This is a genomic window from Amycolatopsis sp. A133, from assembly GCF_031082405.1.
Classification (GTDB): domain Bacteria; phylum Actinomycetota; class Actinomycetes; order Mycobacteriales; family Pseudonocardiaceae; genus Amycolatopsis.
Map to the genome: position 1 here is coordinate 24,681 of NZ_JAVHJU010000003.1, position 26,944 is coordinate 51,624.

17 protein-coding genes and 3 pseudogenes are annotated in these 26,944 nt (G+C 64.8%); 12 read left to right on the forward strand and 8 right to left on the reverse strand.

What is annotated here, in order from left to right; genetic code table 11:
- Nucleotides 1–100 precede the first annotated feature (100 nt).
- Both Q5425_RS45685 and Q5425_RS02955 read right to left on the reverse strand, forming a co-directional pair.
- Nucleotides 101–250: pseudogene (locus Q5425_RS45685) on the reverse strand (helix-turn-helix domain-containing protein); the annotation flags it as partial.
- Nucleotides 251–2,191: 1,941 nt separating this feature from the next.
- Complete coding sequence (locus tag Q5425_RS02955; protein WP_308670500.1) at nt 2,192–2,419, reverse strand: hypothetical protein; 228 nt, start codon at nt 2,417–2,419, stop codon at nt 2,192–2,194.
- 199 nt (nt 2,420–2,618) lie between these two features.
- Here Q5425_RS02955 and Q5425_RS02960 point away from each other — a divergent pair, with 199 nt between their 5' ends.
- From Q5425_RS02960 to Q5425_RS02980, 5 genes are all read left to right on the forward strand, one after another.
- Nucleotides 2,619–4,142 (forward strand): TIGR02677 family protein, encoded by a 1,524-nt coding sequence (locus Q5425_RS02960; protein WP_308670501.1) that lies wholly within the window; start codon nt 2,619–2,621, stop codon nt 4,140–4,142.
- Nucleotides 4,139–5,224 carry a DUF2398 family protein gene (locus Q5425_RS02965; RefSeq protein ID WP_308670502.1) on the forward strand — a complete coding sequence of 362 codons (1,086 nt, stop codon included), beginning with the start codon at nt 4,139–4,141 and terminating at the stop codon, nt 5,222–5,224. Before Q5425_RS02960 ends, Q5425_RS02965 begins: the two co-directional genes overlap by 4 nt.
- Nucleotides 5,221–10,140, forward strand: a complete 4,920-nt coding sequence (locus Q5425_RS02970) for an SbcC/MukB-like Walker B domain-containing protein (protein WP_308670503.1) — start codon at nt 5,221–5,223, stop codon at nt 10,138–10,140. Before Q5425_RS02965 ends, Q5425_RS02970 begins: the two co-directional genes overlap by 4 nt.
- On the forward strand, nt 10,137–11,396 hold the full coding sequence (locus Q5425_RS02975; protein ID WP_308670504.1) for a Wadjet anti-phage system protein JetD domain-containing protein: 1,260 nt from the start codon (nt 10,137–10,139) through the stop codon (nt 11,394–11,396). The genes Q5425_RS02970 and Q5425_RS02975 overlap by 4 nt, the downstream gene beginning before the upstream one ends.
- Before the next feature lie 593 nt (nt 11,397–11,989).
- Nucleotides 11,990–14,161 carry a hypothetical protein gene (locus tag Q5425_RS02980; RefSeq protein WP_308670505.1) on the forward strand — a complete coding sequence of 724 codons (2,172 nt, stop codon included), beginning with the start codon at nt 11,990–11,992 and terminating at the stop codon, nt 14,159–14,161.
- A 299-nt stretch (nt 14,162–14,460) separates the two neighbouring features.
- Here the strand turns inward: Q5425_RS02980 and Q5425_RS02985 are convergent.
- A pseudogene (locus Q5425_RS02985) lies at nt 14,461–15,667 on the reverse strand (IS110 family transposase).
- A 302-nt stretch (nt 15,668–15,969) separates the two neighbouring features.
- Between Q5425_RS02985 and Q5425_RS02990 the strand changes: the two are divergent.
- Nucleotides 15,970–16,647: a PaeR7I family type II restriction endonuclease gene (locus Q5425_RS02990; RefSeq protein ID WP_308670506.1), complete on the forward strand. Its 678-nt coding sequence runs from the start codon at nt 15,970–15,972 to the stop codon at nt 16,645–16,647.
- Here the strand turns inward: Q5425_RS02990 and Q5425_RS02995 are convergent.
- Entirely contained in the window at nt 16,618–17,034 is a 417-nt protein-coding gene (locus tag Q5425_RS02995) for a hypothetical protein (protein WP_308670507.1), read from the reverse strand. The genes Q5425_RS02990 and Q5425_RS02995 overlap by 30 nt on opposite strands.
- 203 nt (nt 17,035–17,237) lie before the next feature.
- Between Q5425_RS02995 and Q5425_RS03000 the strand changes: the two genes are divergently transcribed.
- From Q5425_RS03000 to Q5425_RS03010, 3 genes are all read left to right on the forward strand, one after another.
- On the forward strand, nt 17,238–17,489 hold the full coding sequence (locus Q5425_RS03000) for a hypothetical protein (protein WP_308670508.1): 252 nt from the start codon (nt 17,238–17,240) through the stop codon (nt 17,487–17,489).
- Nucleotides 17,490–17,621: 132 nt separating this feature from the next.
- Nucleotides 17,622–18,536, forward strand: a complete 915-nt coding sequence (locus Q5425_RS03005; RefSeq protein WP_308670509.1) for a hypothetical protein — start codon at nt 17,622–17,624, stop codon at nt 18,534–18,536.
- A gap of 58 nt (nt 18,537–18,594) precedes the next feature.
- On the forward strand, nt 18,595–19,191 hold the full coding sequence (locus Q5425_RS03010) for a hypothetical protein (protein ID WP_308670510.1): 597 nt from the start codon (nt 18,595–18,597) through the stop codon (nt 19,189–19,191).
- 261 nt (nt 19,192–19,452) lie between these two features.
- On the opposite strand, the gene Q5425_RS03015 is transcribed toward Q5425_RS03010, so the two are convergent.
- The 3 genes from Q5425_RS03015 to Q5425_RS03025 form a co-directional block, all read right to left on the reverse strand.
- On the reverse strand, nt 19,453–19,677 hold the full coding sequence (locus tag Q5425_RS03015; protein WP_308670511.1) for a hypothetical protein: 225 nt from the start codon (nt 19,675–19,677) through the stop codon (nt 19,453–19,455).
- A 262-nt stretch (nt 19,678–19,939) separates the two neighbouring features.
- Nucleotides 19,940–20,800, reverse strand: coding sequence for a hypothetical protein (locus Q5425_RS03020; protein WP_308670512.1), 861 nt, complete (start codon nt 20,798–20,800; stop codon nt 19,940–19,942).
- A gap of 412 nt (nt 20,801–21,212) precedes the next feature.
- Nucleotides 21,213–21,905 carry a hypothetical protein gene (locus Q5425_RS03025; RefSeq protein ID WP_308670513.1) on the reverse strand — a complete coding sequence of 231 codons (693 nt, stop codon included), beginning with the start codon at nt 21,903–21,905 and terminating at the stop codon, nt 21,213–21,215.
- A 778-nt stretch (nt 21,906–22,683) separates the two neighbouring features.
- On the opposite strand from Q5425_RS03025, the pseudogene Q5425_RS03030 reads away from it, so the two are divergent.
- Nucleotides 22,684–22,803 (forward strand): annotated as a pseudogene (locus Q5425_RS03030) (IS5/IS1182 family transposase); the annotation flags it as partial.
- Nucleotides 22,804–23,371: 568 nt separating this feature from the next.
- Here the strand turns inward: Q5425_RS03030 and Q5425_RS03035 are convergent.
- Nucleotides 23,372–23,980, reverse strand: a complete 609-nt coding sequence (locus Q5425_RS03035) for a hypothetical protein (protein WP_308670514.1) — start codon at nt 23,978–23,980, stop codon at nt 23,372–23,374.
- 716 nt (nt 23,981–24,696) lie between these two features.
- On the opposite strand from Q5425_RS03035, the gene Q5425_RS03040 reads away from it, so the two are divergent.
- Both Q5425_RS03040 and Q5425_RS03045 read left to right on the forward strand, forming a co-directional pair.
- Complete coding sequence (locus Q5425_RS03040) at nt 24,697–25,083, forward strand: hypothetical protein (RefSeq protein ID WP_308670515.1); 387 nt, start codon at nt 24,697–24,699, stop codon at nt 25,081–25,083.
- 6 nt (nt 25,084–25,089) lie between these two features.
- The gene (locus Q5425_RS03045) at nt 25,090–26,910 is read left to right on the forward strand and encodes an NACHT domain-containing protein (RefSeq protein WP_308670516.1); all 1,821 of its coding nucleotides are present in this window, start codon (nt 25,090–25,092) and stop codon (nt 26,908–26,910) included.
- The last annotated feature ends 34 nt before the right edge of the window (nt 26,911–26,944 follow it).

Genomic DNA, 26,944 nt, shown 5'->3' on the forward strand with positions numbered 1-26,944 from the left:
CCAAAAGCACAACCTCGACCTGGTCAGCCCTCAGATCGCAAGCCTCGAGAAAAATTCGAAGCTGTTCTGAATCTCGCGGCAGCGATTCCCGACGGTCGTCGGTCAAATTGTATAGCTGGGATCTCGAAATTCCTGTCGCACGAGCCAGCGTCGTCACACTGATGTTCGCCGCCGCCAACACGCGTTGAAGTAGCCGCGCAAGTTCGCTTGGCGTCCTGGCGACTAGGTGTTCCGCAGACAGTGTCAGCATCGTCTGATCGGCATTCGTTCCCAAGCAGTCAGCTCATTGCCTTAAGGATCTTGGCAAATTTTCGCGCCATGCGAGGAGTAGCACACATCCCGACTACGATTCCTGCACATCCAGCCGCACTAGCAAGTGCCACAGCCGGACTGAAACCTCTAGTAATCATCCAGCCGACGAATCCTTCCATTAGAGCGAGGGTGAGTACATGCGCCAGTGTTAGCTGGAACTTGGAGTCGTCCTCAATGGCGCCGTTTGAGCGTGAGGGTTCTTCGGGCGGTGATGATGGCGATGACGACATGCCGCGCCCTCCTGGATCTGGTCACCTGTCGGCGTGCCAGGTAACTCCGCGTGCCGCAGCCGGAAGCCGTGCTCCAGGTGCTCATACGCGGGGTTTGCCGACCCCATACGTATGACCCTCGGGAGCGCACACCGCGCGGGCCCGAGGGAGCACCATCATCCCATGCGTTAACCGACAGGTCGACGGCGCAAAACCGCCCCTGCTTGCCCTCCATGGTCGACACCCCTCGAAAACTCGATCTTGAACGCCCCAAACGAAGGTGCCTGAGCTGGCCCTTCACAGCCAGAGTCCGTACGGTCGACATGACCCACCCAGCGCACCAGCTGAGGCTGATCAGATCCGCGATGTCCAACTCGACCATTTACTCGACTCTTAGCGCGGCCCCGTAAGCTGAGGCGGTGCGATCCAATCGCACCCTGGACAGCAACTGCGTGCCGCAGCCGAAGCCCAGGTCAAGGACAAGTTCGTCGTTGCCGCGACGCTTGCCCCAACGCCCCGAAGCTCGGCTTCGGGGCGTTTTCAATGATCCACATCGACATCCAACGTGATGTTCGTCACATCTCGCGTTCGTCGACATGCATGAACCTAGCGTGAGCTCGTCATAAAGATCGAAGCCGAAAAGGTGGTCACACAGGCACACGGCAGGCTTGCCGATCGCCGGCCGGACCCGGATCAGCTCGCCGAATCACCACGATCGCCCACCTGGCCCGCACCCCCGACCTCATCGCCGAGCATCGGATGGCGTGCAGTTGGAGGCCGCTGTCGCGGCTCGGCCGCACGGCTCATCCGGCGACCTCGGACAGCCCACGACGCACCGTCCGGCGGCCCGCCGCAGTGGAACCGCCTGAGCCGAACAGCAACCCATGCCCAGTGCGCGAACATCCGGGATATCGTACGACGATCCCCCGCCAGCACCGGACCGCGTATTTCATGCCCCGCAAGCGTTTGTATTTCTTACGGATCCACCGCATCAAGTAGGTATTGATACGAGCAAAGAGCCGATACAGCGCGGAGCGGTAGTTCGCAGACGGCATCCCGGGGACGAAGCTCGTTGGTCGTCATCTGATCTTCCCTCGCCTGGACGGCGCCGAAGTACGGAGAGATCGATGAGTACGCCGAGTGAGAGACCCGATGCCACACCGCCGAGGTGCGGCCGACCGCAGTCCGGCCTTCCCGCCGACGCGCAGCCCGATGAACGTGCTGCGATCGTTCTGACGACATGGGCACCTCATTGCACCTTCTGCCCTGAGAGCGAGACCCGACGCGTAGGCAGTCCCCGTCACTCTCGGCGCCGATCCAGGACCGGTGGAGCCGGATGGATCAACCAGCTTCCCAGTTAGTGCGTCCCTTGAATGAACGCGAAGGTCGGACGAGCCGGAACCACCAAATCTCGACGCGCTCAGGTGCCGGTTTCTGACACGCGGGTGGTAGTCGCCTTGAACGGGCCTGCGTGAGGCCTTGCACAACCTGTTGCGGTTGCCGCTCGAAGCGCAGGTGATCGTCTGTTGCCTCATGCTCGGACACCCAACCGCCGCCGAGATCGCCGTAGTGCTGCCACGTTGCCCCTCCCCTCCCGCCGGCACGGGTCACCTCCGTTGCGATGTTGGCTCCGCCTCGAACTGATGTGACCGGCCACCGGCACGACTTGGTCAGTCGACCGGCGGCAACAGGGGATCGTCGAGACTGCGTGGCTCAACTGTGACGACCGCGGCCCGCCGGGCCAATTCCCGCAGGCTCGCGACCGTCAAGGGATGACCGCCGATGCATTCGCACAGTTCATCGTCGTTGGCCGCGAGGATCGGTGGCGGGTCCGGCACGTCCGACACCCGCCGATCCAGCTCGGCTTTGCGTAACACCTCGCCAACGTCCGACGACACTGTGGACTAATGGCGAGATCATCGGCATCACGCACGACGATGGGAGGTAACGGCCCGAGGGCCCATCGTTGCGACATCCGGGTGGTTCACGGGCTCGACCGAGCGATTCGCCCTGCTCGACCGGCGCCATATCGGCGTCGAGCTGGTTTGATCTCTGACCGTGCCTGAGGGGGCCGCGACATCGGGAGGCAGTGAGTCTATGCGTCGTGGTGAGGGCGACCGCCAGAAGCTCTTTAAGTACGTCACGACCGATGAAGCACCTGAATACCGCACGATCATGGACGTCTTCGTCGACGCGGCCGCGCAGTACAGATCCGCGCTGACACCGGACGACGTCGATTCCGACCTGCGTTCCTTTGAGCCTCCACTCATTCTGAGCCGCGAAGTACTCGAACGACGGCTAGCCCAGCTCCATGTCTGGGGCAACCTCGATCGCGACCGCGACGAGTCCTGGGCGACCGATCTGCGAACCTACGAGCTGCAGGCCTACGTGTACACCGTGAGCCGCGGCGGAGAGGCAGCTCACGAGGCTGTCGTCACGATGGAGGAGGGCCTCCGTCGCGCGGTCGGTCTCCAGAAAGTCGCGCTCCTGCGAGTCCAGGCTCTGCTTACCGACCTGATCCCCCAGCTCGCCGCCGAGCAGACCAATGGCGCCGAGGTCTACACCCTCGTCGAAGAGCTGCACCGGACCTTCAAGGCGCTGACCGGCAACGCTGCCACCTTTCTCCAGAAGGTGAACCGGGTCGTCGACTCGGGCAGCATCAAGCTGGACGACTTCCGCATCTTCAAGGCGGATACGATTCACTACCTCACCGAGTTCACCGACAACCTGCAGTCCGTGACCGATTCCGTCGTCCCACAACTGGCCCAGCTGGATGCCCTCGGCGAGACCCGGTTGATCGCGGCTCTCGCCGTCGCTGCGAAGGAGTCCGGTGAGCAGATGCTTATCTCGGACGAGGCGACCGAATCGTGGGCTGACCAGGCACGTCGGCATCTGAACGGCGTCCGGCGGTGGTTCGTCCCGGAACCGGGCGCCGAAGGCGGCGGCGAGCACCTCCACCGTGTCGTGCGACGCGCCGTCCTGGGGATCGGGCGAGCCGTCGAGCGCCTCCGCGAGGCGCAACTGGCCCGATCGAGCAGGACAGCTGATCTGCTCGCGCTTGCGAAGCAGTTACGCGCACTCGACAACGACGACGCCGGGCACGAAGTCTGGCACCGGCGTTTCGGGCTTAACAGCTCGCGGCACTTCTGCGACGAAGCCATCGACGAGTCGATTCCGTACTCGCGCGACTGGTGGTCCGCGCCGTCGGCGCTGTACTCCCTGAAGCTGAGAGCGATCACCACACCCGACGAGCTGGTCAGGCGGGCGTCGCGGACCGCGAACCACGCCGACACCAAGCGGCTACTAGCCGAAGCGGCGAGGAACCGGCACCTGGCCGCGGACGCCGCTGCCGATCGGCTGGTCGCGCTCGGCCGGGTCCGGCTCTCCCAGGTGGAGACGACCTTCGAGCCGACCGCGCTGATGATGCTGGTGGAGTTGCTCTCCCGGGCGCAACGCGCGAAACGCGACCCCGGAACCGCCCGACGCACAGCGCGCAGCGTCGACGGTCGGCTGCGAATCAGCTTGACACCTCCACCCGGCGGCGCCGCGGCCCGCCTCACCTCCCACGGCGGTCACCTCACTCTCCTCGACTACGAAGTGGAGATCACCCGCACGTCATGACGATCTTGACCGAACAGGAGCGGACCGAGCAGGCGCGAGCGATCCGCGCTTTGCTCCGACAGCCGATGCTCAGCCGCGACCACCCGGCCTTCGGACTCGTGGGCGAGCACCAGGCCGACCTCCGCCGCTGGTTCCGCACAACCACAGGCTGGGAACTCGTAGTGGAGACCAGACGGGGCCTGGCGCGGTTGCACAAAGCTCCGGGGGAAGCCGCGCTCACCCGGCCCCTGCGGTCCCACCGCACCGACCGCCCGCCGTTCGATCGGCGGAGGTACGAGCTCTTCTGTGTGACAGCCGCCGCGCTCGGCCACTTCGCGCGTCGCCAGGTCTCGTTGCAGGACTTGTCGAGCCGGATCATCTCCCTTACCGAGAACGACGAGGAACTGACGACTTACGTCCCGGGAGACGGGGACGAACGTGCCGCGTTGATCGACGTGCTCTCAAGGCTATGCGCGCTCGAAGTCATCGAACTCCTGGACGAACAGGGCAACTACGAGCGCCAGCAGGATTCGAACGCCCTGTACGCCATAGACGAGGCCCGGCTCGGGGCTCTCCTGCCTGACGAAGCACCGGGTGTCGGCCGACGGCAGGCGCTCATGATCCGACTGCTGGACGACCCGGTGCTCTACCACGGCGACCTCGTTGAACTCGACCAGGACTGTCTCAAGGAGCACGGACGCTGGTTCCGCAAGCGTTGCGCGGAGGCCGGCTTGCTGCTGGAACGCCGAGCTGAAGGTTGGTGCATCACCGATCCTTCCGCGGAGACCACGGACCTGCGGTTCCCGCAACTGACCGCGCACGTCCACCAGGCGGCGCTGCTGATGATCAGCCGTCTTGCGGAAGCAGCCGGCCATGACTGGCTGTCCGCATCCCGGATCCGGAGCGAACTCGATTCGGTGCTCGCCGAACACCCCGGCTGGGCGAAGAAATACCGGCGAGAGGACCGCTCGGCCGACCTGACCGCCGAGGTGATCCAGGTGCTCCAGGCGTTCGACCTGGTCCGCGTCGACGAACTGGGCCTCGAGTTCCGGCCCGCCGCGGGCCGTTTCAGCAACGTCGCCATCCGTCGGGAGAACCCGTGACCGGAGAACTCCCCGCGTCGGTCCTGCGCGGCGTCCCGCTGCCCGCTCGCCGTCGCTGGCAACCGCTGCGCGCCGGAATCCTCGGACTCTTTCGATACGACGAGCAGGTGTTCACCTTCCACGACGGTCGTCTTCTGCTTCGCGGCAACAACGGCTCGGGCAAGTCGATGGCTCTCGAGGTGCTGCTGCCCTTTGTACTGGATGCCCACATGGCACCCGAACGGCTATCCACCTTCGGGGGCCGCGAGAGGGGCATGTACCTGTGGCTCCTCGATCACGAGCCGGCCGACGGCCGGTCCAACGCCCGGGGGTATGTTTGGGTCGAGTTCGGGAGACTGACCGAAGACGGGCCGGAGTTCTTCACGGCGGGCGCTGGCATGCAGGCCACCAGATCGAGCCGGAAGGTTACCTCAAGCTGGTACTTCACCACTGGTGCGAGGATCGGTGTTGACTTCGAAGTCGGGTCAGCCGGGAGCGAGCCACTGGCCCAGGCACAGCTGGATCAGAAACTCACCGGTTTGTCCGCGCTTGGTACTGCCGGGGCCGTGCACCCGACGGCGGACGCCCATCGCAAGGAAGTCAACCGTGTCCTCTACGGTCTCGAAGAACGCCAGTTCGAATCGTTGCGGGAGATCCTTCTGCAGTTGCGCAAGCCGAAGCTTTCGGACAAGCTTTCGGAGAGCAAGCTCAGCGATATCCTGCGCGACGCACTCCCCCCGGTCAGCACCGCGGTGACCGACGAGCTGGCTGACGGGTTCGAACGTCTGGAACGCCACCAGGACGTGATCCGCAAGCTCCGTGTCGCCCGCGACTCCCTTGCCACCGTGGCCCGTGCCTACGCCAGCTACTCGGAGATTCTCGTTGGGCTCCGCGCCCAGGACGTCGTGCTCGCCGGAAAGGCATCGGACGTGGCAACGAGGTCGGTGTCCGACGCTCGTAAAGCCCACCACGACGCCCAGGAGCAGCTGGCTCAGACGAAAATCGCTAGGAAGAAGGCGCTGAGAGCCGTCACCGACCTGACTGCCGAGATCAAGCGGATCGAGAGCAGCGAACTCTACAAAGAGGGAAGCCAGCTCGTTCCGTTGCTCGAAAAGTCCGCTGCGCTCGCGAACGTCGCGAAAACCGCGCGCCGGCATGCCGGTGAGGCAGTGGCGGCGGCGGGCCGGCTGCGCTCGAACGCGGAGAAGATCGACGCTGAGCGCGCAGACGCCGCCCGGCGCCGAGACATGCTGGGAGCTCGGACAGACCGAATCGCCCCAGGGCTCGCCTATCGAGCCATTCCGGACCTGCTGGGTGAGCTCCTCCACGACCTGGAGGAGCCCGAGCTGACGGCCACCGACGTCGAGTCAGCGATCTGCCGGGTTCGCGAAGCAGCCGGCGCTGAAGCGGAGACGCTCGAGCACCTCATTGGGCTCGTGAAGCGAGCCACCGACGCGGACGCCGACCATCGCAAAGCGATCAAGGCAACGGCCGAGGTGAAACAGGCCCTTGCTGCCGCGGAGAGCCGATACGCCGCCGCCGAGTCCGCGCGACGGGAAGCCTTCGACGCGTTCACCGCCCTACTCACCACCTGGGTGCAGGACTGCCTGCAGCTCGTCGCCGGGGTGCCGGCCCCGGCGACTTGGCCGGGCCAGGATCCGCTCGTCGCGGCACAGGACTGGATGCGCACCGCGGCCACGGCACGCCGTCTCCAGATCTCGCAGAGCCGCACTTCCCTGACAACGGTGCGCCCGGTCGTCGCCGAGCTCGGCAGGCGAGCCGACTCTCTTGCGGACAGCGTCATCCGCCTCGGTGAGTCACACGCCGCGTTGTGGCCGCTCGTGGAGACGACCAGGGCTGCCAGGCTCGACTTCGCGGATGCGATCACCGACTGGCTCGACGGCCTTCGCGAACTTCTGCTCGGTACCGCCGTTCCCGAAGAGCTGGAGAGGCCCGACGCGCGCTTCCTCGATCGCGGCTCGATCGTCCGCTGGGCCGATTCCGCGGCGCGCACTCGAACACTGGCCTTGGCGGGCCGGCAATCGACCGTCGAGGCCGAACTCGAAGCCATCGTGGCGAACACGACGACGGTACAAGACGAATACGACCGCCTCGTCGCCGGCGGGATCACTGCACCGCCGGTGCCGGTCACGCGGCTGGACACCCGCGACGACCGCCCCGGCGCACCGTTCTACCTGCTCGTCGACTTCGCGGGAGCGGAGCGCTCCGCCGCGGACCGGGCGCTGCTCGAGGCCGCGCTGGTCGGCTCCGGCTTGGCGGATGCCTGGGTGTCCCCTGATGGATCCCTGACGAACGGTCCTAGCGGCCACCCGCTCTTGGACACCCAGCTGGTTCTCGGAGGTGCCCTGGCAGCCGCTCCGTTGTCCCTAGCATTGCGGCCGGACCCGGCACCCGAGGCACCCGTGCCGACGTCCGTCATCGCCGATCTGCTGAACCGGATCGAGCTCGCCGACACCGCGTCAGCCGCTGGTGACGGCCTGGTAGTCGGGTGGGACGGCACGTGGGCTGCGGGGAGCTTGCACGGAGCCTTCCGCAAGTTCCATGCCGATCTGATCGGCGCCGCGAGCCGGGAGGCGCAACGGCAGCGCAGAATGGCCGAGCTGGAAGATCAGCTCGCCAGGCTCGAGGAGCAGCGTCTCGACGTGACCGGTGTCCTGGACGGCGTCAAGGCGGCGATCGAAGCTGTCGAGGCAGAACGAGCCGGCGTTCCCCCGGACACGGAGGTCCGGACAGCCGACGAAGCACTCGCGGCGGCACTTCGGGAGCTGGCCGCGGAGGTGAAGGGACTACGGAACGCTTCGGCAGCTTTCACCTCCGCCGGCGCCGACGCTCTCATTGGCGCGAAGAACGTCCCGGCGCTCATGGATCACGACTGGCCGGCCGTCGAACTGCCGGTTGCCGAACTCGCCAGGAACGTGGCCGACACCGCGGACGCACTGTCAGCGGACTCCGCGACCATGACCGAGTCGGTATGGGGGCTAACTCCGCGTCGGACCGCAGCCGGGGCGGTCGAAGCCTCAGCTGGCTCGATTCGTTTCTGCAGCCGGAAGATCAGTGCGCTGATCGACCACACCGACATCGAGCTGGCCTGCTGCGACGGGAACGAAGCCGCACTGGACCAGGAGGTCGGGGACGTTCCTCCCGGCGACGACCTCAGCACAGCCGCCTCGAGGGTCGCCGTCGCCAAGGAACTGGTCGGAGCCGAGCGGACGAGGCTGACCGGACGACAACTCGAAGAGGCGAAGGCCAGGGAAACGAGCGAGGAGGCAGCGGAGACCAAAGCCACCGCGTTAGCCCTGGCCGCGCTGCCCGACGCTGCCGACCGGCTGCCGTCGTACCGCACTGCGGTCGACCGTTTCCGGGTGAGCGCAGAAGACTGGCTCAACGCCGCGGCGACCGCCGCCCGGTTGACCGCTCAGGCTCGGACAGCCGCCGACGAAGCGGACGCGGCGGCCGAACGCGCCGAGCAGCAGAGCACGTCCGCGGAGGAGAGCGAGGAAAGCGCGCGCCTGGCGCGTGAAGACTACGCAGGGCTCCAGGAGCGCATGGGTGTCCCGTACAAGCAGATGGAAGGCGAGCTGCAGACGAACCGAGCAGACCTCCAGGCTCAGGGCGACCTGGTGGAAAAGCACACCCGAGGCGAAGCCGAACAGACCGGCGAGGTCGGGCGTCTGGGCGCCGAGTTCGCGAAGGCTGAAGAGGCTCTCGCGGTCAAGACTGTGCTGGTGGCGGAGTCGGCGGACGTACTCGCGGACGTCCACCGCCTCGGACTGCTGGTCAGCCACCCGGTGTTCGCAGGTCAGGAACTCCCCGCGATCGGCAGCAGTCCCCTCAGGGAGGATCAGCTCGAGCTCCTGCGCACTTGGGCGGCCGCGATCACGACCCAGGGGAAACGGGCTTTCCACCAACAACAACTCGACGATGCCCAGACCAAGCTGGCTGATCGCCGACAGGAGGCCGAAGAATCGCTCGACCGGTTGATCGTTCTGCGTGAACGGGTCGAGTCGCGGATCGTGCTCGTGACCGGGACTCGCAACGGCCGGGAACGCCCACTTGCCGAAGCTCTGGTTAGCATGGATCACGAGATCGAGGAGGCCGCGCAGCTGCTGGAGCGCGATGAATCCGAACTGTTCGAGAAGTTCCTGTCCGACGAAGTGCGGCTGGAGGTGGGGCGACGGATCGACAGTGCGAAGGATCTGCTCGACCGTGCCAACGACCTCATGGACGGTCACCCGACGTCCTCGGGCATCAAGTTCAAGGTGCACCGGACAGCGGATCCGGAATGCGAGATGCCGCCGGACATGCTCGAGCTGCTGAGGAAACGGGAGGGCACGCTCTTTCCCAGCGAACGCGAACGGCTTGCCGAGTTCTTCCGGCGGCGGATCGTTGTGGCCAGGGGCCGGGCCACGGTGGTGCCGTGGCGCCGACAGCTGGCCGAATTGCTCGACTACCGTCGCTGGTACAAATTTATCCTGCAGTTCCGGCATCGTGACGAGTCAGTCTGGGCGAAGGTGGACCGGCGAGCCTACGGGCAGATGTCCGGCGGGGAGAAGGCCGTCGCTCTGCATATGCCGTTGTTCGCTGCCGCGGCGACGCATTGTGAAGCCAGCCGGATCCGCGTCGAGGAGCGCGACCGCAACGTCAGCGGTTGCCCCCGGCTCATCCTGCTCGACGAAGTCTTCGCCGGCGTCGACACCGAGAACCGCGGCGCGCTTTTCGACCTCATCAGCAGGCTGGACCTCGACCTCGTCGCGACCAGCGAATCCGAACAGGGGCTCTACGCCGAGCTGAACGGCCTGTCGATCTACCACTTGATCGCCGAAGACGGCCTGCCCGGCGTTCTCGCCGTTCGCAGCATCTGGGATGGTCACACAGAACACCGCATGCTTGAACACGACTTGGAGAACCTCCGTTGACCGTCCCGGCCGCCTTGTCCGGCAACGACTGGGCTTGGCTGCGGACCATTGTCCGTGAACGCGTCGAAGCGGACGGCGGCGCTGTCTCGGTCGTGCTGGACCTGTCCGAGCTCGAACCCGGAGAGCAGGACACGCTCCGCTGGCTGCTCGGCTGGAAGGTCACAGACGTTGGCCGGAAACGGGTGACACTCGAACGGCTGGACCGCGAGCTGCGCCGCCGTGTCACCGACGGAATCAGCCTCCGCGAAACGTTGGCGGCACTGTCCGGGGGTGTGCTGGCCGACCGACGGGCAGAGCGGCAGTCGGAGCGTGCCCGACGGGCAGCGGAAGCCCTGGCCGTGCACGCCGAACTCGTCGCGTTGACCGCGTCGTGCCCGGACATGGCAGCTGAGCACCGGGTGCTGGCCGCCGCACCGCCCCAACCAGTCCTGCGCGTGCCGGCCGGGTCAACCGCCGGCACGTCGAAATGGCCGGTTTACGAAGCAGCCCTCCGAGCAGCGGTACTGTGGTTCCGCAAGTCCGCCGCCGGTGAACGGGTGTCCGCGAAGGAACTGGCCGGTCAAGCCTGGCGCAACACCAAGCGCTGGACGCTGCCCCGGCAGCTGGCTTTCACGAACTTGATCCAGCGGCAGTTCGAACAAGCCGTCGACGAAGCCGACACCGAGGTGCGGCTGCGCGGCCCCCTGACGTGGGTGGCGGAGGGCACGATCGCCGACGCGGCCGCGTGCCGGCCGTGGCTGAGCGTGCCTGCCCAAGGACTGCGCGCTCTGGGCTATACGACGTGCGCAGCGCACGGGATCCTGCTGATCGAGAACCTTGAAGCGTTCGAACGAGTCTGTGAGCTACCGGAGGTCTCCGAACGCTGGTTGTGCGTGTGGGGTCAGGGCTACGTGCGGGACGGCGTCGTCCGGTTCCTACGCTCGCTGGACCTTCCTCTGGCCGCATGGGGCGACCTCGACGCGGACGGGATCAGGATCATCACGGACGTGGGTGCCCGCGTCGGCCGGCCGATCCGCGCAGTCGGCATGTCGACACGACTTTGGCAGCAAGGTGTCAAGCGTGAGCAAACTCCTGACCAGCTGCACCGAGGCCGGGTCCTAGCCGCGTCGTTGTCTGCGAGCTGCACCCCAGACCTTCGAGAGCTGGCTGCGGCGATCGCCACCACGGGCGAGGGATGCGAGCAGGAAACGTTGTATACCGAGGTTCTCCCGACGCTGGGCTTAGAGCTCGCCAAAGCACTGGCCGACCGGCCGTAACGACGACATAGTCGCAGGACGACGTACCAGGTCTTCCGCCGCGAGGCGACGATCGTGCCGACGAACCCTCTGGCACCTTGCCCGGGTAGTGGTTCTTGTAAGACCAATTCGTACGACTCGATCGTGCCGGTATGCCGCACGCCCTGCTCGCCACAGGCGCGTGTTGCCAGAAGATCAAGTCCGAGCGCGTCCACCCAGCACTGCAGCCGGTCATCGACCTCCGCGGACGAGCAACCGGGCGGCGGATACCGGGCAATCACACCGTCGGACCGCATCGACCACCTCAATCGTGCATCCGCCAGGCCTGGATCACGTTAAACCGCTCACGTCCGGAGCGTGCTGCCGACCGCCTCGCCAACCTGGTCGTGCAACGACCTGCGGGCCACCGCTACCACCACGTCGTAACCGGCCGAGCGGCAAGTGTGCCGGATCCGATATCACCACGATCGGGCTACCCCGGCTGAGTACCAGCAAGCAAGCGACCCCACTTCGTCCCGTCACTGATGCCGAGCTCTCCCGTATGCTTGATCACTGTGTCAAGCGGAGCCACAGATCACCCACCCGGAAGTCGTACACCGCAGCTCTACTTCACCTTGGTCGACCGGGCATTCGAAAGCCTCGCCAAGGCCCGGCCCACCGTCTTGCGACTCGCGGACGACGAGCTGGGGCTGGATTGGGACGACTTACCCCAGACCTGGCCGGTGAATGAGGTCGCGACGGCAGCCAACCTTTCCGAAGCGGTGGCCGTCGCCCTGAGCAAAGGACCAGTGCTCCTGGTCCCGCCATGGGGCCGCCGCGAACGCCGTCTTGCGGGCGAGGTAAGCCGGTACGAGCACGAACTCATGCTCTTGAAGTGCACGCCGCCGACTCCCAGCGCGTTGCTCGCAGCCGTGATCCCGGCGATGAGCCTGGTTTCGGTCACCTCTGAACAGTTCAGGGAGCAATTCGGACGCAGCTGGCAACCGATTCTCGTCCAGTACTCCCGGGGCCTCCTATCGGGTCTCAACCACCGGGCCGTCATAGCGACCGTCTTCCTCCGCCCCAGGCTCGAGGGCGAGACGCCGCCGCTGCGGATCTTCGAATGCACCGCCGCCGACGACGATGCGGCCGTGCTCGACGACTTCGGCAGATTGCTGGCCAGAAAAAGCGGTCAGGGCGCCTTCGGCTACGTGTTGCGAGACGTGCCCGCGCCCGGGGAATCGTTGAGTTTCGCTCGCCATGCCCCGCGGTTGAAAGCCCGACGCGACTCTCTGATCGTATTCGGTGGCGCGGCAACGCTCGACGAAATCTTCGAGGTCCAGCCAGTGGGCTTCAACATCACCACCGACCGAGCATTCAAGTGCGCCGCCGACGTTCCCGATGCGATCAGGGTCATCAGTGGCCGTGAAATCAAGCGCGACGGCACCATCGCCATCCCGGACGAGTACACCGAGTGGGCCAAGGTGCCGTCGGCCAAGCAACTTCAGACGGGTGACATCGTCGTCAGGGCCATCACAATGGCGGGGCAGAAGCTGATCTTGGCTGAAGTCGCCGAGGTGGATTTGCCCGCAGTGGCTGCCAATGGAGTCGCCGTCCTGCGCCCGAAAGCGGACTTCGACGGGTCTCAACGCTCACTGCTCGTCCAGTACCTGCGTTCAGGGCTGGCCCGTGAGCTACTCGATGCACCAAGCGGTGCGGTGGGCACGCTGAATCGACAAACTCTCCAAGGGCTGCCACTGCCGAGACCCGACGAGTCCTTGAGCGCCGCCTTGTCCGACCTTGCCGAGGCCGAACGAAGCTTCGAAGCATGGCGAGTGGAAGCGGCAGCCGTTCTGGAGGCCGCGTTCCCCGACAACGAAGACTTCGAGGCGGCCAGGGCACGGCTGGTGGAACACGGACGCAACTCACGGCTTCGATTGGAAGCCGCGTCGAACATCACCGACCAGGATCACATCGTCCGAACCCGATTCCCCTACCCGGTCGCTTACCGCTGGCGGATCGTGGAAGCGGAACTCAGCGCAGGCCCGTCCAAGGACGCCTACGACGCGATCCTGCAAGCCGCTGAGGTCCTTCTCTGCTACACCGCTCACCTGGCCCTCGCCCTCGCCAGGGCGGCGAACGTCAACGTCGGATATCGCAGCACGGTCCAGGCCTCCCTCGCCAAAGGGAAAGGCTTGGGCTTCGGCGACTGGTCCGCGATCCTGGAAGAAGTGCGAGACGGCAAAGCCTTCCGGAACCTCCCGAAGGCCCACCCCTTGAGCGACCTCCGCTCGCTCCTGACGAGCAACGAGGTCGCCGCAGCCCGCAAGAGGCTCAACGACCGCCGCAACGACGACTCACACCTGCGGAAAGTCGATTCGACAGACTTGCCGCAGGCGACCGAGTCCGCTGCAGCCGATCTGCGCGCTTTGCTAGCGTCTGCGAAGTTCCTGTCCGACCTGTCGCTCATCCACATCACTGCGGTCAGATGGGACAGCATCCGCCAGGAAGCCACGATCAGTTATCGCGAACTGATGGGCGATCATCCCGTTGTGCCGACGCGGACGATGACCTACCGCGAGCCCGACGTGGAGGTGGACAGCCTCTACCTGAAAGACACCCGCCACCAGCTGCACTTGCTACGTCCATTCATCGCCGGTCGCATTTGCCCGGAGTGCCGCAACTGGTCGACGTTCCACGCCGACGGCGTTCGCCAGGGTGTCGTGACGTTGAAGAGCCTCGAACACGGCCACACCGTCAAGGACGCCTCGGGCGAGGAACCGCTCCGCCAGGTCGGGCTTCTTTGACAGCTGAATTGTTACACCCTGGACGATCGCACTCGCACGGTGGCGAAACGATCTCAGCGCTGCCCATTTTTCGTGCCACAACGGCACCGCAGATCAGGCCCCCACGATGTTCCGGCTCCGGCTGAGCCCGGACGCACTTCTTCGCAATGCTCCGGTGCGTCGAGCGCCCAGCAGTTCACGCGTTCAGGCAAGATGCTAGGTCGACCGATGCGATCAACGCCGAGGAGCACTTGTGCCGACGCACCCTGCCGAAGCCGCCGTCCGCGAGTTTTTTTTGGGGGGGTGTCCCTATGTGGTTGTCAAGCCGCAGAGGGGACGGGAGCTGGTTCGGGGTGTCGGTAGTGGGTGCCGTTGCGGAGCATCGCGTAGAGCACGTCGCAGCGACGGCGGGCCAGGCAGATCAGCGCGGCGTTGTGCTTCTTGCCCTCAGCCCGTTTGCGGTCGTAGTAAGCCCGGCTGACCGGGTCCGCCAGCGCCGCGAACGCGGCGAGGAAGAACGCCCGTTTGAGCTGGCGGTTGCCGGTCCGGGCTGGATGCTCGCCCTTGATGCTGGTGCCGGAGCTGCGGGTGACTGGGGCGATGCCGGCGTAGGCGGCGAGATGTGCCGAGGACTTGAAGTTGGCGGCGTCGCCGACTTCAAGCAGGATGCGGGCTGCGGTCCTGACGCCGATGCCGGGCATCGAGGTCAGGACCCCGGCAAGAGGGTGCGCATCAAGTATCCCCTCGACCTGCTCAGCAACCTGTTTCCGTTGCTGCAGAACAGTCTTCAGGCTGTCGGCCAGCCGCGGCAAGACCGTGTCCGCGGCGACGGTGCCCGGAACGGTGACGGTCTGCTCGCCCAGCGCGGTCATGATCGCTTCGACCAGGTTCTCGCCGATGCGGGGCGCGTGGACCTTGGCGATCGCGGTGAGTTTGCGGCGACCGGCCTTGGCAATCCCGCTCGGGCCGCCGCAACGCGACAGGATCTCCAGCACGGCCGGGTGACTGATTCGCGGGCCGATGGCGTGCTCGAGGGCGGGGTGGATACCGGTCAGCAGGCCGCGGATCCGGTTGCTGAGGCGGGTGGCTTCGCCGGCCAGGTCGTCGTCGAACCCGACCAGCACCTCCAGCTCGGCCAGCGCCTCGTCACCGACATCCACGGGCCGCAGCGTGTGCGGCAGCGAGCGGGCGGCGTCGGCGATGATGAACGCGTCCCGGGCGTCGGTTTTCGCGCGACCGGGGTAGAGGTCGGCGATGCGGCGCATCGCCAGGCCGGGCAGGTAGGCCACCTGGTGCCCGGCGGCGCGGGCGACCGCGACCGGCAACGCCCCGATCGTGGCGGGCTGGTCCACCACGACCAGCAAAGGTTCCGTGCGCGGCGAGCTTGTCGAACAGGGCTCGCAGCGTCGGTTCGGTGTTGGGCAGCGGAGCGTCGTGCAGCCGCTGGCCGTCCGGGTCGAGACCGACTGCGTGGTGGGCTTCTTTGCCGACGTCCAGGCCGAGAAACTCGCTGTAAGTGCTGCTCATCCACTATGCCGTTCGTTCGCCGCGAGTGGTCACCGGGAGGGCATCGAGCGCCGGCACCCACGTTACGACGAGACCTACCCAGCGGTGGCCGTGTCCCTATCAGCGGTCCCTCGATGCCACCCGACCCGGTGACACCACCCCCCGGATCATGCGAGCGACTGGGGGCGTTAGTCATGCCGGGCCTGGCGACCACAGCTCCTGGATCAGGAACTACGAAAAAGGTAACGGGGCGAAGGACACTCCCTCGTCCAGGCCCGTCACGCCCGGGTACAAGGCAATGATCGAGCCAGTCGTCGAGGAACTTGGTCAGCGCCGGCATCGACCGCGCCACCATCCACGTCGGCCGCTCACTACCCGTCCCCAGGGCATCCCAGAACACCGGCAGGCCGTGGGACATCCTCGTGCTCGAAGAGGACATGCCCGTAGCCGCGATCGACATCAAGACGCCGTTCGGCTCCATCAGGAACAACATCCGCAACAGGATGAACGACACGGTCGCGGCCCGCGCCAATGTCGCCAGAGCCTTCGATCAGAAGGCCGTGCGGGCCTTGAAACCCGCTGTAGGACAACTTTTTCTTCTCGAGGAACGATGGGATACAACGGATCCTATCCGGCCGCGGCAAACCTTCTTGAGCACCTTCGCCCCGGCCGGACCGCCCGAGTCTGTTCAGGACCAGTTCCGCGCCTTTTTTCGGCGCCTGTTGAACGACGAGATGTACGATGCGGTCTGCTTCCTGACCTCGACCGCTCCCCCCAACGTGAACGTCCGCGAGCCGGACCCGGCAATGGGCTTCGCCTCGTTCGCCACCAAGATCGCTGAACGCGTCGAAGACATCCGGGAAGCTCACCGAGGAAGCAAAATCCAGGCGGCGGAACTGGGACGCAAACTCGCCGAGCGCGACGACCTCAGCGCCGTGGTCGCAGGTTTGAGCGACACCAACGCCGGCCGCTTAACGGTCGACCTCGACGTCATCCACTGACGTCGGCAGACCGTCGAGGAACTGCGCGACCTCGTCCTGAACCCGGACACGACGGAAAACGAAATCCAGAAGATGATCGGTCGGAAGTACTGGCTCTTCGGCGGCGAGTATACCGGTGTCCTGGAACGGCGCGACAGCTTCGCCCTCGACGAGCAAGACATCCCGCTCGTCTGCGCCGACCGCAGCATCCACATCATCGAGCTGAAACGCCCGGGGCACAAGCTGGTTAAGGCGCAGCGCCGCATGCAAATCTCCCAGACTGTAGACGGCGCGATCCGATGCCCCAGCCGCGTCAACTCGCCCTGGACTCTGCGGTGTCCCCACCGTGGGTTCTCCTGCGCCAAACGCAGCACCAGCCTCTTCAGCGCCGCCGCCGTAGGTGGACACCCAGTGCGTCTACGTCGAGCCGTGCAGTCCCACTTTCTGGCGATCAGCCTGCGGTGCCAGCTCAGCAGTCTCCCTGGGATGACCAGGAAGACACTGCGCCACCGGCGGCGCGGGAGCAGCGACGACAACACGGCCAGCCAAAACCGGTCTGCGGGCTCATAGCGGACCGGACCGTTAACCTGTCGCCGCAGCACCGCGTTCTGATGCCGGAGAACAAGCAACTCAGCGTCCTTGCCGGTATCCCGGCACAGCAGGATCGCCAGCACGGACAGCAACGCACGAGTTGTTCGGTACAGCAAAGAAATGATCATCCGGGCAGCATCTCAGCCGCCGAAGTGGACCTGCACACATCGGCTCCCACCAGCGGCGATGACTTCCCGAGTCCCACAACATCGCCAGTTCGCAGTGCCTACTGGTACGGCAACACTGGTATCGACGGCGGAGCGCGATTGTGAACGACCGTCCAACCTTTACAAACCCGAGCATTTGTCACGTTTGCAACCCGTGTCTTCACCGCGTCAAACCGGCAAGCAGCTGGGCGCAGCTGCGCCCTTAGCGACTGCGGGCGCATCTGACACAATCGCGACATGGACGAAACCGAAAGAGACATCTCTCCGTTCGATTACGATCTTTCGAAGATCATAACTCGAACCAATCGCCGAACCCCACATGGTCGCGCAAAGACCGCCAATGACGTTGTCACAAAGGGTTACATCGCAGCTGGTATGCGATTGATTCAGCAGGCCTTGGGACGGGGAGCTACGGCACCTCCGCCGAGAGGGCAAGAAAGTGACTGCCCCAGCCGACCAGTTCTACTGGACTGGCTCTCGCAGCGCAGAGTGGCAGATGAAGTAGCAAACAATCCCGCCCCGCTCCCGCGACAGGGAACCCACAGCGCACTCCGTAAAATATGGGAACCGCACTCCAACTTCATCGCCGATCTTCTTTCATTCGGCCTATGGTCAACTCATTACTCTCGTCGATATCAAGACAAGATCGGCGAGCTCGTCGAAGATCTCATCACCACTCCAAATTTCACCAGCACAGCACATCAGCTGTGCTACTGGAATCTGAAGACGCTGTCATCAATGCCACGGTGGCGACTGCAACTGGTAGCCAGCGTGATATCAGAGCAGGACTCGGTCATCGCCAAGGCGCTATCCGACTACTACTCAGATACGGTGCAGGAATGGCAAGAAGTACATCAGCTTGCACTCAACGTGATCAATAGAAGACTGCGTCCAGACATCACCCTTGACGACATCTCCAACCTTATTGGCGCACTGGCGGAAGGCTTTGCCCTGCGCCTGACAGGTGATCCTAACGCAGAAGTAATTGACCACTCCAAGCAACGCTCCCTTTACGGCACCGGCTGCCTGGCCATCCTGTACGCCTGCACGGAGCAAGCCGAAGAACCAGACCCCGCTTCATTCGAGCACCTCCTGCGCCAAACCCTCGACGGACAGGCGGATTCGACACCGAACTCCCACGATCCCGACTAGAACACGGAAGACACGCCACATGACGAGCTCTAGCAGGATTCAACACTACTATCGGACCATGGTAGCGCTTGACATCGAGAAATCCACGGAAACAACAAACCCTGAGAAAGCAGCGAACCGCCAGACAATGTACGAGATATTCGAAGAATCGTTGATTGCCGGCGGAATCCAAAGATCGGACCGTAACCTAGTCGACTGGGGCGACGGAGTCCTAGCGCTGATTCGACCCGTAGATCGAGCGCCGAAGGTTAACCTTTTACGTGCCACCATTCCAACACTCGAGAAGTTACTCGGCAAGCACAATGCCGAGCAAGACAGTCACCTCCGCCTACGCGTTGCAGTACACGCGGGCGAGGTACATCGCGACAGTCGTGGATGGTATGGCGAGGCCATCGACGTCGTCTTTCGCCTCATCAATTCCAAAGAAGCTCGCATGACCCTGCGTAACAATGAAAGGACGATCGCCCTGATTGTCTCCAGCGAGATACAGCATGCAGTCATTCGACACAAGTACTTCGGAATAGACCCGGCGGAATTTTATGATTTATTTTCCGTGCATGTACATGATGCTGATTATCACGGCTGGCTGCACTGCCCTTATGAAGAATCTACGCCTCGAATCGAATTTGTCGAGTCGGACCACGCTGGCCGATAGATGCGACGAGTGGCTCAGCGAAACAGCTCGTCCGCACCCCCACACGATCACCGGCATCGGGAGCAACGTCGCCACGACTCAAGCCGGCAGAGCCGCGGTCCAGAACAACGTCTGCAACGGCGGCAGATAGATCAACGTCGCTGCGAAGATCAGCTCGAACACGATCCGCCCGGCAGCAACCGGTTCGTCGTCAAGCCCAACGAGCGCAGCGACGCCCGCTCGGTCCGGGCCGTGACACCGTGCCCACCTGGCCATGCATGTCTACATCGCCATCAGCGCAGCCGCCCATGTCGTCAGCCCGCCGTGCTGCACGCCAACGCACTGGCACTCGCCGACCAGACCGGAGAAGCCTTGTGGCGACACGGAGCCCACGAGGTTCTTCTCCGGACCGGAACCAGTCTCGCACTCACCGGCCAGCCGGGCGGCGCGGACGGCTACTTCACGCGCCGCGTCGCGACCGCTGAGAAGCTTCTCGGCTGCGACCACCGAGACACCCTCATGATCCGCACCGACTCGCCGACCGCGTCGGGTCGGATTGGCGACACCGCGGTTCCAAGCGCGTTGCTGCGAACCTCGCACGCTGATCAATGCCGGGTACTCGGCACGTGATCATGCGCCACGGCACCGTCACTCGATCAACCACCCGCTACACACCGTGAACCAGCTGGTCAGCGCCCATGACAGCGTTTCCGCAACCCACAGGCTCGCCGCCGACCGTGAACGGCCCCTGTCACCCGGACTGGCGTTTTCAGGCGGCAAGTGATCCGTCGATCCGCATCGCGTGTTCGGCGAGGTCGACGAGCGCCTCGGCGACGTCGGCGGCGGCACGGAGCTCGTTGACGAGCGCGCCCATAATGCGCCTCACCTGGTCCAAGAGCAGTTCGATGCGCTGCGTGTCCGGTGAGTTCAGATCGATCGTTTCGCAAATGCCGTGGAGATGGAACAGCAGGAAGTAGAGCGGGTCATGGCTGATCGCGGAGCTGTCCAGCCCATCGGAGTAAAGCGAGAGGAGTCCGCTGCTCTCGGGGAGATCCAGGGTCGTGAGCGGCATCGACCGCTCCACGAGCAGTCGTTCGACGATCGTCGTGTCGGTGTGGTGCACCCAGCCGAGCAGGACGGTCGCCCGGATCCGGAACGTGTGTGCGGCGGCCGACATGCCGGTGTCGGGTGAGCTTTCCACCAGCGCGAGGTCGTCGATCAGCCGGGCGAGGTGGATGAGCCGCCGCCGGCGTCCCCCTTCCGCGGCGTAGTCGCCAACCAGCTTCCAGCGAAGACCCTGCAGGACGAGAAACGCCTCGAGCTGCGATGCTTCCGGCGTACGGACGGCGTCCAGCCCGCTCGCTGCCTTGCGCCAGGTCTCGGCCTCGGTCCTCAGTGTTTTCAGGCTGTTCCGATCGATCCGAATGTCCTCGGGCTTGGCGCCTTCGCGGTCCTCCGACGGCACGTGGCTCCACCCGCTCATCGCCAGGGCCATGACACTGCCCTGCCCGAGGACATGGCGCCCGTGCGCCCGGCTCAGCCGAGCAGCGTCCTGGTGGCTCTTGATCGCCGACGTGAGGAACGTGAGCAGGGCGGCGAGGAACCCGTTGCGGACGAAGTCCTGCGTCACCTTGACCCAGTCCCAGCGGGCAGGCCCGAGTCACACCGCAATCACCTGCTCCAGCACCGCCGCCAGGAGCGCGAACGCCACGGTCAGCACCACGAGCGCAAGCGGCTTGCGCAGGATCCATCCCATGGGGATCACGACCTTTTTGGACGGTGGTGCGGGTGTGTCTACGGCAGTCGCAGACGTTTGACCTGGCGTTACACCCGCCGTCGGTGGCGGGTGACAGGAGACAGTGGCCACTAGGTGTTCCGACAACGGTGGTTGGGTACGAGGCCGAGACCCCGGAGGCCATAATCCCCCACCGCCATCCTCGCTGCCTGTGGTCGGCAGGCTCTGTCTGGCCCGGTGTGTCGTGGACGGTTACATCAACACCTCCGCCATCCCAGAGTATGTCGATATGGTTCGACGCAAGGTGTTAACCGGTGGTGCAGGCGTGGCCATAGAGATGCGATACGCCACCAAGGCGGTCTACAGGGACAGAACTCACCTCGGCGAGCCGCGCCGAGTCCCGTTGCTTGTCACGAGCGTATTGCGGGTGACGTGTCTCTACCAGATTGTAGAGATACTGAAAATATTCCTGCCAACGGCCAGGATCTGCCGAGCCTGACGCCGCTCGCTTCGCGCGCTCCGCCTCGATGAGTGGGCACATCTTTTCCCAAGTGTCGATAATGGAGCCGCCAAGGTAGCCCGCGACAGGCTCGAGGTCAACGACGTCATGGAGCACCAGCGCACCCACGTTGTCGTAATACCAAGCTAGGTCGCGAACGAGCACCTGTTGTTCCAATGGAAGGCAAGCTAGCCCCTGACTTAAGTCGAACTCGCTAATTTCATAGAAGACGAACCTGCGCGCCTGAGCCAATCGATCGCTCCTGTGCTCCCTGAACAGGTCCACAAGTACCGACAGCGAGTTCGAATGCCTAGCCAACCGAATCTGCCGTCGAGTATTCACAAGCGACGCGAACAACTCGACCAAAGACAACGCGAACGCAGCAAATTGCATATAAACTCCAACCCTGAGGACCGTGCCGTGCAGCAGCGCGAAGCATGTCGTCGACGGCAAACAAGTGGACCAATGCCATGTCAGATCAGTCGCTTGGAAGCGTTCCACTGCTACAACACCAAATCTCGGCGAGACGTCAACCCGACTGAGCCACGCAACGCGGCATCGTGCCGGCGAACCCCTCCCACGTCCTCGACAGCCGGCACAGCGGCCTCCGCTGCCCTGATCGTGGAGTCGCTCATCTCCCGGAGGTTCGCGGCCTGCAGATCCGCCAGCACTCCGGACCAGTCGAGGATGGCCAGGCCGAACCGACGCGATCGCACGAGCTGATCAGTCATCATGTCCACCTTGAGTACCTTCCGCCCGCCAGCAGCCCCTCAATCAGTCGCCCAGTCGACACGAGAAGTTTCACCCATGCTGCGGCCCCGCACGATGTAACAAGTTGCGTCCCGTGGCAGACAATGACTCATCATCTGGAACACAGTCCTGCCCGCGCTGATCGCTGCGCTCGCTGCCCTCGGCGGTGTCGCCACCGGCGCCCTTGTCGAACCCGTGAAGCTCGGGGCCGCCCGCCGTGCTCGTGTCCGCCAGGACCATGAGGAGCGGTGCGCCCGGTTCGTGGAAGCTGCGACCGCAGCGCGATGTGGGGTCATGCGGCTTAACATCGCTCATCGCCGTGCGTAACTCGGAGGCGAGAACGTCGCCCAGGACGAACTACTGGCCCTGGAATCGACCTACTGGGCAGCTCGGATCGAGTCACGGCAGTATGCCGGGCTCATCCACTTGTTCGGCACGGACGAACTTACTCGGCAGGCGTTCGCCGTTCGTGACGCCGACCGCTGCTTCCGCCGCAATCAGTGGGACGTCGAGGAATCCGGAGAGCTCGACCGCGCATCGCCGGTTCACCGAGTGGGTCAAGGTGGAGGTGTTCGCCCGGCTGCACCAGATGATGCTGGACCTGCTCGGTTCTGCCGGAGCGATCGACTGGTCACGAGCACCGGCCGACATCCTGCCCGCGCTGGAGTACCGCAAGTACAAGTCAATCCCACCGCCAGGAGCAGAGGAATACGAGGAGGGCATTTTCTTCCGACACCGGAACAGCACTCCGATCATCAACTTTCCAAAGCAACACCTGCACAACGGCAACATGAAGGACCGTCGGCCCAGCGGCCGACTTAAAGAGATTATTCGAGCCGCCAAGAACGCCCGCACAAAGGTACTAGAACATGAACTACTAAAAGAGTCCGACACCTCCGTATTTCATCGAGTACCTGTTCTACACCGTACCGGATGACAAATTTCGAACTTCCCCTTCATGGGGCATTCTACAATGCGGCAAACTGGCTATCTCAACCGCAATGCGATAGTCCAGATGATTCACGAAGCTGGCCCGCCAAAACGGACTGTTACACTTGTTCGGGACAGGCCCGAATCAATGGTCCATTTGTCGGTCGAGGAAGTTTATCGCGACCATAGAGTCAAGTCTGTACCGCTGTCGGCTTTGGCCTGCCAGTCATCCAAACTCTCATGCGGGCGCCAGCCCAGGCGACGATGCTGTCGCTGGTATTGCGCGGCTACTTACGCCGTTCCTCAGGCGCACTGAGGAGTCCGGACAGCGGTCCTCGAAGGTCATCCGCGTCGCCACGCCACTTCACCACTGCCGGCGGAGGACTGCCGAAACTCCGCCAGGGATGGTCGCCGACCTCACGCGCGACCACCAGAACCGCGGCATCGTCCACCACAGTCGACACACGTGCGCGCATGATGCTGGCGACGTGGTCGTCAAGAGCCAGGCGGATGGCGACATAAACGACCCTACCGCTCCTTGCCACGCGCGCGTTCCACCATCCGCCGTCGGACCCGTTCACGCGGACATCTGCACCGATCGTCTGCGCCACCTCCATCACGACGGTCATGATCTCGTCTTTGAAGAGCGCATGGTCGGCCAGTCTCGCGGCCTTCGTGATGTCGACGTCGTCGACGGTTCCTTCCAGTACGCCGGCAATGGCGTCCTGGGCAACGCGCGCAATGTCTGCCTGTGGCGTCGTCAAGGCTTCCGCGTCGGCGACTTCGGTCCCCGCGCGGAGGTCGACCATCAGGTTCTTGCCCCATGACACGCGTCGAGGCAGAAATCCTACGACGCCGAGCAAGAACGCCGTACCACCGAGGATGACGAGAGCCACTGCGGCAGCCCCTTCGTGACCGAGGAAGACGCCGACCTGGCCGCAGCAAACCAGAGCGAGTCCGAACACGGCACACGCCACACGCTCACCAGGCGGGAGCCGCACTGGCCGCGTTGCGCTCTTCCGAGACGGCGAGGTGCTCTTACCCATGGGGACATCGCAATTTCGGTACCTTGTTCCGCCAGGCCTGCACGTAAGCCTCCCGGTCGTACCCGCAGGTCGCCTGCAAGTAGCCGATTTGCCACCGCGACAATCGCGGTCCTTTTGGGACCGCGAGGTAAAGGCCGTTGCGGTGCATGACGCGGAACTCCGGTGTCGAGTCGACACAGCGAAAGCCCAACGCACGCAAGGTTCGCGCGTGCGCCTTACCGCCGCCATCGCAGTTCCACCGCTTGCCGTGTTTAGCCATGTCACAACCACCCGCTTGCCGTGCGTCAACTCCTACTGTCACCGTGCGTAGTGACAGGAGGATCGCCGCAGCCAGGAAACTGCTACGCCTCCGGGGTCAAATCCACCAAAAGAGGCCAGATCGTAACCGCAGAATGCTCGGGACGCTCCGCCAGCGACGCCTTGCGTCGCTTGTTGCAGCTATCAGCAGAGACACCAACAGGTTCGCGCAGGTCAGCTGCAGGCTCCGTGCCTGGCAGCCGGCCGGATCGGCCTATGCCTCCTTCGGCTCGGAGTAACGGCGTCGGCGCCTCCGGCGACCATTAGTCATGGATCCCGTCACTCTGGGTTTGGCCGCGGCGGCTCTGCTCGCGTCCAAGTTCGGCGAAGGCTTCGCGAAAGACGCCGGCAGCGCAGCTTGGAACGGCGTGACACGGCTGCGTGACGCGGTCGCGGCGAAATTCAAGGGCAAGCCGGACGACGAAACAGCGCTCCAGCAGGCGCTGGCCGATCCGCACGACGTGGAACTCCGTGATTCGCTCGCCAAGCGGATCACGGCCGCGGCCACCGACGACGATGGGTTCCGGACGTCACTGGTCGAGCTCGTCGGACAGGTCCGACGCGACCCGGATGCGCAGACCGTGATCGCGCAGGCCACCGGCCAGGCGAAACAGGTCAACATCGCCGGAGACAACCATGGCGGAATCACCCTTTGAGCCCCAATGACCGATTTCCAGCCCCGCGCCGACGGCAACGCCCGGCAGGTCAACATCGCCGGGGACAACTACGCGCCCATCTTCGTCGCCGGCCGGCTGCCGCTGCCCGCGACCAGCCACCAGCTGCCTCCCGACATCCCGGACTTCACCGGGCGAGCCGGCCTCGTCGCCGAACTCGAGAAGTTCTGGGGCAAGCCGATCATCAACCTGTACGGGCCACCGGGGGTCGGCAAGTCGGCGCTGGCGGTGCACCTGGCGCATCGGATTTCGCCATACCTCGATACGGAACTGTACTTCGACTTCAGCATCGCACCGGATCCGGAACCCCGCGCGGCTCTCGCCCAGTTCGTCGCCGCGCTGACGCCGGACGAGTTCAACCCGTCCCACCCGGTCAACGAACTCCAGGCCCGGTACCTCACGTCCACCCGGACCGGGCGATGCCTGATCTTGCTCGACAACGTCCGGGAAGCGGCTCAAGTACGCCCGTTGCTTCCCGGTGACGCCTCGTCGGTCGTCATCGTCACCAGCCGAGCGCAGTTGACCACACTGGCCGGTGCCCACCCGCGGCGCGTGGAGCTGCTCGACGAGGCGGAGTCGATCGCGCTCCTGGACACCGCCGCCGGAAAGCCGCCCGGCAGTGAACCGGCGGCGGCCGACCTCGTGGCCCTGTGCGGCCACCTGCCGCTGGCCATCAGGGTGGCCGGCGCCATCGCCAAGAAGCGGCCCTACCTGAGCTACGACCGCCTGGCCGAATCCCTTCAGGACGAACGCACCCGGCTTTCCTCCCTCGCCGAAGCCGACCTCGACGTCCGCAGCGCTTTCGAGCTCAGCTACCAGCAGCTGACCGCCTCGGCACAGCTGACGTTCCGCCGAGCCGGCCTCAGCCTCACCCCCGAGTTCTCCCTCGCCGACCTTGCCGCCCTGCTGGACGACAACGACCACACCGCCGTCGCGAAGGCCGCTTACGAGCTGGCCGACGCACAGCTCGCCGAGACGGCGGACGGCCGGTGGTTCCGCTACCACGATCTGATCGCCCTGTTCGCCCGCGAAAAAGCCAAGGCCGACAAGCCGAGCGACACGATCGACGCAGCGGAACGCCTCGTCGGCCACATCCTGAACGAATTCGTCACCGGCTACCGCGCAGCGGTCACCTCGATTCGTCGGCTGACACAGACGCGCTGGCTCGAAGGGCTCCCCTTCGGCGAGTCGCCCGGCTTTCAGGACGCGCCCTACGTGCCCCAACGCCTATTGTGCGGCGATGTGCCCGTGCGCTGGCAGGAGCGGCTCCGGCCCGACGCGCGCACGCTCGTGTTCGGCGGTCCCGGCTCGGGGAAGACCATGCTGGCCGAGCGCATCTGCTTCGAGCTGGCCAGGGAGAACGCCGGCCGGTTGGCCCTCTCCGTCCCGATGCGGCACTACCAGGACCAGGACGACCTCGTCGACCTGGTCACCGCCTCGGTCGGCCAGCGGTTCAACCTCCGCCTTCCCCGGCCGGTCCTCGAAGTCCTGTTCAAGCGGTACCGGACGGTCTTGGTGCTGGACAGCCTCGACGAACTGCCCCGCCCTTCCCGCACCCGGGCGACGGCCGCCATCGGACGGTTCTGTGCCGATCACCCGTCGATCGCCGTGCTGGTGACCAGCCGGCCCGACGAGAAGCTGCAGCGGACGGGCTCGCGGAGTTTACGGGCTTCCGGATGGCCCCGTTCACCGACGACGAGATCCGCGAGTTCTCGAGGGCGTGGCTTCGAGACGCCGGGGTGCACGCGAGGACATACTTCGAGCGGACGGCATCGTCGGCGCCCTGGGCGGCGAACCCGCTGCTCCTGAGCTGGGGCCTCACGCACTTCCTGCACCACAGGCG

Excerpts from the sequence above, each read along its gene's own strand:
- Q5425_RS03045 (WP_308670516.1), top strand. The coding sequence starts at position 25,090 with ATGACCGATTTCCAGCCCCGCGCCGACGGCAACGCCCGGCAGGTCAAC.
- Q5425_RS02965 (WP_308670502.1), top strand. The coding sequence starts at position 4,139 with ATGACGATCTTGACCGAACAGGAGCGGACCGAGCAGGCGCGAGCGATC.
- Q5425_RS03005 (WP_308670509.1), top strand. The coding sequence starts at position 17,622 with ATGGACGAAACCGAAAGAGACATCTCTCCGTTCGATTACGATCTTTCG.
- Q5425_RS03010 (WP_308670510.1), top strand. The coding sequence starts at position 18,595 with ATGGTAGCGCTTGACATCGAGAAATCCACGGAAACAACAAACCCTGAG.
- Q5425_RS02960 (WP_308670501.1), top strand. The coding sequence starts at position 2,619 with ATGCGTCGTGGTGAGGGCGACCGCCAGAAGCTCTTTAAGTACGTCACG.
- Q5425_RS03000 (WP_308670508.1), top strand. The coding sequence starts at position 17,238 with ATGCCGGAGAACAAGCAACTCAGCGTCCTTGCCGGTATCCCGGCACAG.
- Q5425_RS03040 (WP_308670515.1), top strand. The coding sequence starts at position 24,697 with ATGGATCCCGTCACTCTGGGTTTGGCCGCGGCGGCTCTGCTCGCGTCC.